Source organism: Agrococcus citreus, from assembly GCF_039527715.1.
Lineage (GTDB): Bacteria > Actinomycetota > Actinomycetes > Actinomycetales > Microbacteriaceae > Agrococcus > Agrococcus citreus.
In genome coordinates, this window is sequence record NZ_BAAAKK010000005.1 from 757,190 (window position 1) to 760,661 (window position 3,472).

Annotated in this window: 4 protein-coding genes; all 4 read left to right on the forward strand. The window is 76.4% G+C overall.

The annotated features are described in order from the left end of the window. Nucleotides 1-848 (forward strand): hypothetical protein (locus tag ABD106_RS12500; protein WP_343920826.1); only part of this gene is annotated, 848 nt, incomplete at its 5' end. 58 nt (nt 849-906) lie between these two features. After that, the gene (locus ABD106_RS12505) at nt 907-1,350 is read left to right on the forward strand and encodes a hypothetical protein (RefSeq protein WP_343920828.1); all 444 of its coding nucleotides are present in this window, start codon (nt 907-909) and stop codon (nt 1,348-1,350) included. Then, entirely contained in the window at nt 1,340-2,485 is a 1,146-nt protein-coding gene (locus tag ABD106_RS12510; protein WP_343920830.1) for a methyltransferase domain-containing protein, read from the forward strand. Before ABD106_RS12505 ends, ABD106_RS12510 begins: the two co-directional genes overlap by 11 nt. A 48-nt stretch (nt 2,486-2,533) precedes the next feature. Then, nucleotides 2,534-3,472: APC family permease (locus tag ABD106_RS12515; RefSeq protein WP_343920832.1), on the forward strand; the 939-nt coding region annotated here is incomplete at its 3' end.

Here is a 3,472-nt window from a genome sequence, read left to right on the forward strand (position 1 = left end):
CCCTGCTGCTCGGCCTGCTCCTCGTGCCCGACGACACCTACAGCGCGGGCGTCCGGGCGTCGGCGCTCGCGATCCCGCTCGCCGTGCTGGCCGTCGCGCTCGCGCTCGTGGCGCGCAGCGGCCGCCGTGGCGCGTCGCGGCGCAGCTGGGAGCGGCGCTGGAGCCGCGCCTCGCTGCGCTGGACGACGTCGGTCACGCCGGTCGAGCGCGCGGCGAGGCCGCGCCGCCGCCTGCGCCTCGCGCTCGTGATCGCGCCGCTCGTGCTCGGCACGCTCGTCTTCCTCGCGGGGGTGTGGCTGCGCCAACCGGGCCGCCTCGCGGAGCGACGCACGTGGGGCCCCGAGGGGGAAGCAGCGATCGATGCGCTCGTGCTGACGGGCGGCGCCGTGCTCGCGATCTCGGCGCCGGCGATCCTCGTGGGCTGGGCCGCGCTCCTGCTCGTGCGCGCGCGCCGCGACGCGCAGGTGCTGGTCGCGCTCGACCGCCGCGAGGCGCCCGTGGTCGAGCACGCCGACGCGATCGTGCTCGACCGCTCGCCGCTCGAGCTCGTCGCGACCGCGATCGGCGCGATCGGCTGGCTGCTCGCCGCGGCGGCCGCGACTCCGTCCCTGCTCCCGGTGATCCAGGACGCGGACGCCGCCGCACCCTTCGGCGCCCTCGCGCTCCTGTGGCTGCCCGCGCTCGGCTGCCTCGCGCTCGCGATCGTGCTCGGCACGCGCGGGGTGCGCTCCGCGCATGGCCGCCGCTCGCGAGTGCTCGCCGCCGCCCCGCGGGATCCGGTGCCGTGGGCGGGCCGCCCGTGGCACTACGACAGGCCCGACCCGTGGCAGCCGCTGCTGCGCCCGTGAGCACGGGGCTCGGCGACGCGCAGGCTGCCGCCGGTAGAGTCGAGCACCGGAGGTGCACATGGCGATCCCCGCATGGTTCTTGCCCGCGCTGAGGACGATCGGCGTGAGCGGCGTGAAGTACGGCCCGCTCGTGTGGACGTGGCTCGCGAGCAACCCCGACATCGCCGAGCGGATCCAGCGCGAGGTGCAGCGGCTGGGCCGCTCGAGCGGTCAGGACCCCGAGGCGATGCGCGCGAGCCTCAAGGCGATGCGCGAGCAGGTCGAGTACTTGCGCGACAGCGCCGACGACGACGCGGAGCGGGATCGCGCGAAGGCGTGGTCGGCGTCGCTCACGCGGCTCGGGCACGCGGTCGAGATGCTGCGCGGCGGCAGCTCGCGCGTCGACCGCCAGCGCCTCCGCAAGCACATCGACACGCTGCGCGCCGAGATCCTCGACGCGTTCCTCATCGAGCAGATCGAGGATGCGGGCGGGCCCGCGCCCATCGAAACCCGTGAAGACTGACGGGGCCGGCACGGTCACGACGAGCGTCGCGCTCGACTGCGCCTACTTCGACGCGTGGCGCTGCCGCTCGTGCACGCTCCTCGCGACGCCGTACGAGGCGCAGCTCGCCGAGCAGCAGGCGCGCATCGAGGCGCTGCTGCCGCCGATGCGCTGGGATCCGCCGTTCGCGAGCGCCGTCGGCGCGTTCCGCAACAAGGCCAAGATGGCCGTCGCCGGCACCGTCGACGCCCCGACCCTCGGGATCCTCGCGGCCGACGGCTCCGGCATCGACCTGCAGGCGTGCCCGCTCCACGAGCAGCCGCTCGTCGACGCGATGCCGGCGCTCGAGGCGCTCGTCCGCGAGGCGCGCCTCGTCCCCTACGACGTGCCGAGCCGGCGCGGCGAGCTCAAGCACCTCATCCTCACGGCATCGCCCGACGGCGAGCTCGCGCTGCGCATCGTGCTCCGCTCGAGCGAGGCGCTGCCGCGCGTCCGCAAGCACCTCGCGGTGCTCGACGACCTGCCGCTCGTGAGCGTCTCGGCGAACCTGCAGCCGGAGCACAAGGCCGTGCTCGAGGGCGACGAGGAGCTGCTGCTCGCGGGCGCGGGCGTGCTGCGGATGCGCGTCAACGGCATCGGACTGCGGCTGCGGCCGCGCGGCTTCTTCCAGACGAACACCGCGGTCGCGGCCGCGCTCTACCGGCAGGCGACCGCGTGGATCGACGAGGCGGAGCCCGCGAGCGTGCTCGACCTCTACTGCGGCGTCGGCGGCTTCGCGCTGCACGCCGCGCGGCCCGGCCGCCGGGTCGCGGGCGTCGAGGTGACGGCCGAGGCGATCGACGCGGCCCGCGAGACGGCGGCGGAGCTCGGCGCGGATGCGTCGTTCGCGGTGGGCGACGCGACGGGCGTCGACCTCGAGGGCGCGGGCGCGCCCGAGCTCGTCGTCGTGAACCCGCCGCGGCGCGGCATCGGCGAGCTCGCGGGCCGGCTCGAGGCGAGCGCGGTGCGCCGGGTCGTCTACTCGAGCTGCAACCCCTCGAGCCTCGCGCGCGACCTCGCGGCGATGCCGAGCCTCCGCCCCACGCGCGCCCGCGTCTTCGACATGTTCCCGCACACGACGCACGCCGAGGTGCTCGTCGAGCTCGAGCGCCGCTGAGCCGCGCTCGGCACCGACCGTTCACCCGGTCGGCCTAGGGTCGAGCGCATGACCCAGCTCGAGCGGCGGATCGGCGTGCCCGGCGCCATCGCGATCGGCCTCGGCGCGATGATCGGCGCCGGGCTGTTCTTCGTCTGGGCACCGGCCGCGGCGCTCGCGGGGCCGTGGCTGCCGGCGGCCGTGGCGATCGCCGGCACGATCGCCGTGCTCAACGCGCTCTCGACCGCGCAGCTCGCGATAGAGCATCCCGTCTCCGGCGGCGCGTACGCCTACGGCCGCGCCGAGGTGGGGGAGCGGGTCGGCTTCGCGGCCGGCTGGATGTTCCTCACCGGCAAGACCGCGTCCGCCGCGGCGATCGCCGTCATCGCCGGGCAGCACGTGTGGCCGGAGCACGCCGCGTGGATCGCCGCGGCAGCCATCGCGCTGCTCGCCGCGCTCAACATGCTCGGCGTCCGCGTGACGGCTTGGGTCTCGAGCGGGATCGTCGCCGTCGTGCTCGTGATCGTGCTCGTCGCGCTCGGCTGGGCGGCGACCGGCGGCACCGCGACGCTCACGCCCGTCGCCACCGACGCATCCGCCTCGAGCCCCGTGCCGGTGCTCACCGCCGCGGGCCTGCTCTTCTTCGCCTTCGCCGGCTACGCGCGCATGGCGACGCTCGGCGAGGAGGTGCGCGAGCCCCGCCGCACGCTGCCGGCCGCGATCGTGCTGGGCCTCGGCGTCGTGCTCGCGCTCTACGCGGCCGTCGGCTGGGCGACGTCGGCGCGCCTCGGCGCCGACCTCGCGTCGTCCGCGACGCCGCTCGCCGACCTCGTCGGCGACCCGGTGCTGCACGCGGTCGTGCTCGGCGCGGGCGCGCTCGCGTGCCTCGGCTCGCTCATGGGCATCCTCGCGGGGCTGAGCCGCACGGGCCTCGCGATGGCGCGCGAGCGCGACCTGCCCGGGCCGCTGTCGGCGATCGCGGCCCGCACCCGCACGCCGGCGGGCGCC

Coding starts and splice junctions, on each gene's coding strand:
- ABD106_RS12505 (WP_343920828.1), top strand. CDS start 907: ATGGCGATCCCCGCATGGTTCTTGCCCGCGCTGAGGACGATCGGCGTG.